Annotated in this window: 6 protein-coding genes; all 6 read left to right on the forward strand. The window is 73.1% G+C overall.

The annotated features are described in order from the left end of the window. Nucleotides 1-45 precede the first annotated feature (45 nt). From glmS to tsaB, 6 genes are read left to right on the forward strand one after another with little or no spacing between them, the layout of a single operon-like run. On the forward strand, nt 46-1,905 hold the full coding sequence (gene glmS / locus HMPREF0043_RS08725) for a glutamine--fructose-6-phosphate transaminase (isomerizing) (protein WP_040318209.1): 1,860 nt from the start codon (nt 46-48) through the stop codon (nt 1,903-1,905). A 13-nt stretch (nt 1,906-1,918) separates the two neighbouring features. Continuing rightward, nucleotides 1,919-3,340: an NAD(P)H-hydrate epimerase gene (locus HMPREF0043_RS08730; RefSeq protein ID WP_021602682.1), complete on the forward strand. Its 1,422-nt coding sequence runs from the start codon at nt 1,919-1,921 to the stop codon at nt 3,338-3,340. Beyond that, nucleotides 3,337-4,455, forward strand: a complete 1,119-nt coding sequence (gene alr, locus HMPREF0043_RS08735; RefSeq protein WP_021602683.1) for an alanine racemase — start codon at nt 3,337-3,339, stop codon at nt 4,453-4,455. Before HMPREF0043_RS08730 ends, alr begins: the two co-directional genes overlap by 4 nt. A 16-nt stretch (nt 4,456-4,471) precedes the next feature. Beyond that, nucleotides 4,472-4,984, forward strand: a complete 513-nt coding sequence (gene tsaE / locus HMPREF0043_RS08740; protein ID WP_232206097.1) for a tRNA (adenosine(37)-N6)-threonylcarbamoyltransferase complex ATPase subunit type 1 TsaE — start codon at nt 4,472-4,474, stop codon at nt 4,982-4,984. Continuing rightward, nucleotides 4,981-5,922, forward strand: a complete 942-nt coding sequence (locus tag HMPREF0043_RS08745; RefSeq protein ID WP_021602685.1) for a hypothetical protein — start codon at nt 4,981-4,983, stop codon at nt 5,920-5,922. The genes tsaE and HMPREF0043_RS08745 overlap by 4 nt, the downstream gene beginning before the upstream one ends. Beyond that, on the forward strand, nt 5,919-6,563 hold the full coding sequence (gene tsaB / locus HMPREF0043_RS08750) for a tRNA (adenosine(37)-N6)-threonylcarbamoyltransferase complex dimerization subunit type 1 TsaB (protein ID WP_021602686.1): 645 nt from the start codon (nt 5,919-5,921) through the stop codon (nt 6,561-6,563). Before HMPREF0043_RS08745 ends, tsaB begins: the two co-directional genes overlap by 4 nt. Nucleotides 6,564-6,630 lie beyond the last annotated feature (67 nt).

Below are 6,630 nucleotides of genomic sequence, written 5' to 3' on the forward strand. Positions count from 1 at the left end.
GTGAGTCGCCGGACTTCGCTCAGACGGCGTGGTTAGACTGGCCCTATGTGTGGAATCGTAGGATACGTTGGTTCAAGCGCGGCAGGCCCTCGCCCGCTTGACGTGATTCTCGAGGGCTTGGCCCTCCTCGAATACCGCGGGTACGACAGCGCGGGCGTCGCCGTCATCGGCGAGGAGGGGATGCGCACGGCCAAGAAGGCCGGGCGACTGGACAATCTGCGCTCCGCGTTGGAGGCCGCGCCGCTCCCGCCCGCCAAGGCGGCGATCGGCCACACCCGGTGGGCGACCCACGGCGGTCCCACCGACGTCAACGCTCACCCCCATGTCAGCTTCGACGGCCGGGTGGCCGTCGTCCACAACGGGATCATCGAGAACTACCGGGAGCTCGCCGAACAGCTCGCCGGCCGGGGCATCAAGCTCGCCTCCGAGACCGACACCGAGATAGCCGCTCACCATCTGGCCCTCGAGCTGGAGAAGGACGGCGACCTCCTGGCCGCTATGTGCCGCCTCGCCTCGCGCCTGGAGGGATCCTTCACGCTCGTCGGCGTCGACGGCGAGGACCCCGGGCAGATAGTGGCCGCCCGGCGCAACTCGCCGCTCGTCGTCGGCCTGGGGCGGGGGGAGAACTTCCTCGGCTCGGACGTGGCGGCCTTCGTCCGCTACACGGACCAGGCCCTGGAGCTCGGCCAGGACACGGTCGTCCGCATCACGCCCGAGGATGTCACGGTCGTCGACTTCGACGGCGCGCCCGCCCAAGGCAAGCGCTTCGAGGTCAACTGGGACGTCTCGGCGGCCGTCAAGGGCGGCTACGAGACCTTCATGGACAAGGAGATCCACGAGGAGCCGCGCGCCGTGGCCGAGACTCTGCGCGGCCGGACGGGCGACGGCGGCCGGCTCCACCTCGACGAGCTGCGCATCGACGAGTCGGTGCTGCGCGCGGTCGACAAGATCATCGTGGTGGCCTGCGGAACCGCCGCCTACGCCGGGCACGTCGCCAAATACGCCATCGAGCACTGGTGCCGCATCCCCGTCGAGGTCGAGCTCGCCCACGAGTTCCGCTACCGCGACCCGGTCGTCAACGAGAAGACCCTCGTCGTGGCGATCTCCCAGTCGGGCGAGACGATGGACACCCTCATGGCCATCCGCCACGCGCGCGAACAGGGGTCGAAGGTGCTCGCGATCGTCAACACCCACGGATCGACCATCGCGCGCGAATCGGACGCCGTGCTCTACACCCACGCCGGGCCCGAGGTGGCCGTCGCCTCCACGAAGGCCTTCATCGCCCAGATCGCGGCCTGCTATCTTCTGGGCCTGTACCTGGCCGAGCTGCGCGGCAACAAGTACGTCGACGAAGTCGCCACCTACCTGGACGAGCTGGGAAGGATGCCTGACCGCATCTCCCAGGTCCTCACCTCCGAGGAGGAGGTGCGCGACCTCGCCCGCTCGATGGCCGACGTCACCTCGGTGCTCTTTCTGGGCCGCCACGTCGGATTCCCAGTCGCTCTGGAGGGCGCGCTCAAACTCAAGGAGCTCGCCTACATCCATGCGGAGGGCTTCGCGGCCGGCGAGCTCAAGCACGGGCCGATCGCCCTGATCGAGGAGGGCCTCCCCGTCTTCTTCATCGTGCCCACCCCGCGCCGCCCCCTCCTGCACGCCAAGGTCATCTCCAACCTCCAGGAGGTCCGCGCCCGCGGCGCCCGCACGATCGTCATCGCCGAGGAGGGCGACGGGGAGGTCCTCACCCACGCCAGCCGCGTCTTCTGGGTCCCCCGCACGACCCCGACCCTGATGATGCCGCTCGTGACGGTCATACCGCTGCAGATCTTCGCCTGCGAACTGGCCAAGGTCAAAGGCTACGACGTGGACAAGCCGCGCAACCTCGCCAAGTCGGTCACGGTCGAATGACGGAGGACAGCCGATGATCAAGGCCTACCGCGCCGCCGACGTCCGCGCCGCCGAAGCCCCTCTCCTGGCGGCCGGCGAGCCTCTCATGGAGAGGGCGTCCGGGGCGCTGGCGCTCGCGACGATCCGCGAAGTGAGCGCCAGCGGGCGGCCCGTCTACGGATGCCGTGTCTTCGTCCTGGCGGGCGGCGGCGACAACGGAGGCGACGCCCTCTACGCGGCCGCCCGCCTGGCCGCCCGCGGCATGTCCGTCAAGGCCTTCGTCCCGGGCCGCGCCCACGAAGGGGGCCTCGCCGCGGCCCTGAGAGCCGGAGTGCGCCTGGCCGAGCTCGACGAGGCCCGCCGGGCCGACGTGTGGATCGACGGGCTCGTCGGGATCGGGGCGCGCGGCCCGCTGCGCGAGCCCCTCGCCTCGCACGTGCGCGCCCTGTCGGGCATGCGCAGCGGACAGCGCGTGGTCGCCGTGGACGTCCCCTCGGGCATCGGGGCCGACGACGGCACCGTCCCCGGCCCCGTCCTGGACTGCGACCTCACCGTGACCATGGGCGCGCCCAAACCGGGGCTCTACCTGGAGCCCGCGCGCAGACACGCGGGACGCGTCGAAGTCGCCGACATCGGCCTCTCGCTCGGCGAGCCCGCCCTCGTCAGCCTCCAGGAGGAGGACGCGCGCGGCATGTGGCCGGTTCCCGGCCCCGACTCGCACAAGTACACCCGCGGAGTGCTCGGGGTCATGGCCGGCTCCCGGCGCTACCCCGGCGCCGGGTTCCTGTGCGCGGACGCCGCCCTGGCCGCCGGCCCGGGAATGGTCCGATACGCCGGGCCGCGCGACCTCGCCGACCGTGTGGCGGCGCGCCATCCCGAATGCGTTCTGGGCGAGGGGCGGGTCGACGCATGGGTCATCGGACCGGGAGTGGACATGGACGACGAGCGCGCCGCGTCCGAGGCGGCCAGGCGGCTGCAGCTGGCCGCCGCCGAGTCGCTGCCCGTCGTTCTCGACGCCGGGGCGATCGCCCTGGCCGCCACCGCCGAATGCGACGAGCGCGTCGTCCTCACCCCGCACGCCGGGGAGCTCGCGAATCTCCTCACGTCGCTGGGGGAGGCGGTCTCCCGGCGGGAGATCGAGGCGGTGCCCGCCCGGGCCGCCCGTCTGGCGGCGGCCGCCACCGGCGCGACGGTGCTCCTGAAGGGCCCGGTCGACGTCGCCTGCACGGCCGACGGACCGCTCTACGCGCAGTCCGGCCCCGCGTGGCGCGCCACCGCCGGAGCGGGCGACGTCCTCGCGGGCCTGCTGGGCGCCGTCCTCGCCCAAGGGATCGCCCCCCTCCCGGCCGCCGCCCTGGCCGCCTTCGTCCACGGGCGGGCGTGCCCCCGCCGTCCCGTCCGCGCGGGCGACATCGCGGCGGCCGTCGCGCCCACTCTGGCAGACTTGACTCTGTGATCCCATACCCCGCTCGAGCCCGAATAGACCTGACCGCCATTGGCGACAACCTCGCGCGCGTGCGCGAGGTTGTCGGCGACCGCGCCGTCCTCGCCGTCGTCAAGGCCGACGCCTACGGGCACGGCCGCGGACCCGTGGCCGCGGCCGCCCTGGAGAAGGCCGACTACCTCGGCGTCGCCCAGGTCGGCGAAGCCCTCCGGCTGCGCGCCGAGGTCGGCCCGGGCCCGCGCATCCTCGCCTGGATCTACGCCCCCGGATACGACCTGGGCGAGGCGCTCGCAGCGGACGTCGACCTGTCCGTCGGCGCCTTCTGGGCGATCGAGGCGATCCGCCGGGCGACGTCCCTCACCGGCGTCCAGGCGCGCCTCCATCTCAAAGTGGACACGGGGATGGCCCGAGGCGGCTTCGACCCGGCCGATCTGCCCGCCGCCGCCGCCCGGCTGCGCGAGCTGGAAGCCGAAGGGCGGGTGGCCGTCATCGGGCTGTGGAGCCACCTCGCCCGAGCAGACGAGCCGGACTGCGGGCAAACCGAGAGGCAGATCGCGGTCTTCGAGGAGGCCCGGGCCGCGGCCAGCAGGGCCGGACTGACCCCGCAGCTGTGCCATCTGGCGGCCTCCGGAGGCGCCTTCTGGCATCCGGCCGCGCGATACGACATGGTCCGGCCCGGCATCGCCATGTACGGCCTGTCGCCCAACCCCGCCGTCGCCACGGCGCAGGCCATGGGCCTGCGCCCGGCCATGACCCTGTCCGCCGACCTCATCGTCGACCGGGACGTCCCCGAGAACACAGGGATCTCCTACGGCCACACCGACGTGACGGCGGCGCCCGCCCGCCTGGGCGTCGTCCCGCTCGGATACGCCGACGGAATACCGCGGGCGGCGTCGAACCGGGGCCCTCTCGTCGTCGGCGGGATGCGCACGAGGATCCGCGGCCGGGTGTGCATGGACCAGTTCGTCACCGAGATCCCCCGCGCCTGCCAGGCGGGCGACACCGCCTACCTCTTCGGCGGCGGCGACCTGCCGACGGCCGACGACTGGGCCGAGGCTGCGCAGACGATCGGGTACGAGATCGTCTCGCGTCTTGGGGCGCGTGTCCCCCGCAGCTATCATGGGTGACGATATGGACACGGCTATGGACATCACCATTCGCGAAGCGGATGGCATGCGCGAGTTCGGGGCGAGGCTCGGCGCACTGCTCCTCGAAGGGGATCTGGTCGTCCTCGACGGCCCCCTCGGCGCGGGCAAGACGACCCTCACGCAGGGGATCGCCGAGGGAATGGGGGTTCGCGGACGCGTCACCTCGCCCACCTTCACCATCGCCCGGGTGCACCCCGCGCTCGGCGCCGGGCCCGACCTCGTCCACGTCGACGCCTACAGGATCGGCGCCCTGGAGGAGGTCGACGCGCTCGACCTCGACGCGTCCGCCGACACATCGGCGACGGTCGTCGAATGGGGGGCGGGCAAGGTCGAAGCCCTCGCCCCTGACCGCCTGACCGTGCGCATCGCCCGCCCGGAGGGCGGCGGGCAGGGGGCCGACGACCTCTTCGGGGACTCTCCGCGCGACGTGTCCGTCTCGGCTTCCGGGCCGCGGTCGCGGAGCATCGTCGAATCCCTGAGGGCGGCGGTCTCCGAGGGAGACGAATGAGGCGTCGTGGACTGCGCGGCCTGTGCGCCGCCATAGCTCTGTGCCTGGCGGGGGGCGCGAACGTCGCCCAGGCCTCCGTCGGCGCATTGCCGAGCGAGACTCAGGCGACGTCCAGCCCCGACGGCGCCGGGACGGCCCCCGCGGGCCAGGCCGAGGCCCACGAGTGGTTCGCGGGCGAGGGGACGGCCTACGTCCGCAAGAAGGCCGCCGAGGTGTTCAAGGGCGCCGACTACGCCGAAGCCTCCGCCTTCCACCTCGGCACTCCGGTCAACGCGAGGGTCTTCGAGAAGGCTGGCGCGGGAGGCGAGCCGAAGGTCGCGGCGTCGGGCTACTGGGTCGCCCCCCTGTACAGGGACGTGGAGCCGGTCGGCACCCTGGCGGTCGAGCTGGTCGGCGGTAAGGCGGGGAAGGCGGTCATCACCGACGTCCCCGACTTCGCCAAGGACGTCGCCAACCTCGACGCCGCAACGGCGGTCGTCGTCGATCCGGAGACGAAGGGGTGGTATCTGGTCACCGAATCGCGGCAGGTCAGCCCTCTCGACCGGCGTGCCCGCCAGGTCCTGGCCGGGACGGTCTCGCTCAGGGACTTCGAGACCGTCCGGCAAACCCTCCGCAAGTCGAGCGGGAAGCCGGGCCAGACCACGACCGGCCCGGTCGAGGACGAAACCGAGCGCCGCGGGTTCTCGCGCGCCCTCCTTCTGGGGATCATGGTCCTGCTGTTGCTGGCGGGCGTCGCGGTGTGGCTGCGCCACGACGCCGCGAGGCGGGAGAAGGCCGACGGCGACGACGCCGCGAAGGGCGATCCGCCCTCCGGGCGCGACGCCGGCCCCCGGACGATCCTCACCGAGACCGGGGAGATGGTCCGCGTCTACGAGCGCCCGACGAGGGGCGCCAGGAAAGAGGCGGAAGAGACGGAAGGGGATGCGAAGGGCCCATGAGAATCCTGACGGTGGACACGTCCGACCGTTCGATCGTCGGGCTGGTGAGTTTCGAGGGAGGGGTCTTCGCGGAGGAGTCCTCCTACCGCGCTCCCGACGCGCGCCGGCACGTCGAGGCGCTCGCCCCGGCCGTCGAGCGGGTGACGGCCGGGGCCAGGCCCGACGCCGTCGTCGTGGGCACGGGCCCGGCGGCCTTCACGGGCCTGCGCGCGGGGCTCGTGACAGCGCGGGCTCTGGCCCGCGGATGGGGCGTCCCGGTCTACGGGGTGTCGTCTCTGGAGGCGCTCGCCCTGGGCGTCGGCGAGGGCGACGTCCTCGCCGCGATCGACGCCAAGCGCCGGGAGCTCTTCGTGCTCCGAGCCTGCCCCATGGGCGCCGACGACGTCTCGGTCCTCTCCGGCCCTCGGATCGTGGCGCCCGAGGCTCTGCCGGGGATCCTCCGAGCCGAGCCCGCGGTGGTGGCGACCCCCGACCCCGGCCTCCACCCCGAGTTGGCCGGGGCTCTCCAAGCGGTCTGCGAACCCGTGCCGATGGCCCGCCTCGCCCTCTCCCGCCTGCGGCGCTCCCAGGCCGGGGAGGACGTCTGCCTGGGCACCGCCCCGCAGTATCTGCGGCGTCCCGACGTCCACGGCGGAAGATGAGGCCGGGCGCCGCGGCGCCCGGCGGACGCGAGGCCCAGCGCGGCGCACCGCCCGCCGGGCCGGTCCG

It is taken from the genome of Actinobaculum sp. oral taxon 183 str. F0552, from assembly GCF_000466165.1.
Lineage (GTDB): Bacteria > Actinomycetota > Actinomycetes > Actinomycetales > Actinomycetaceae > Peptidiphaga.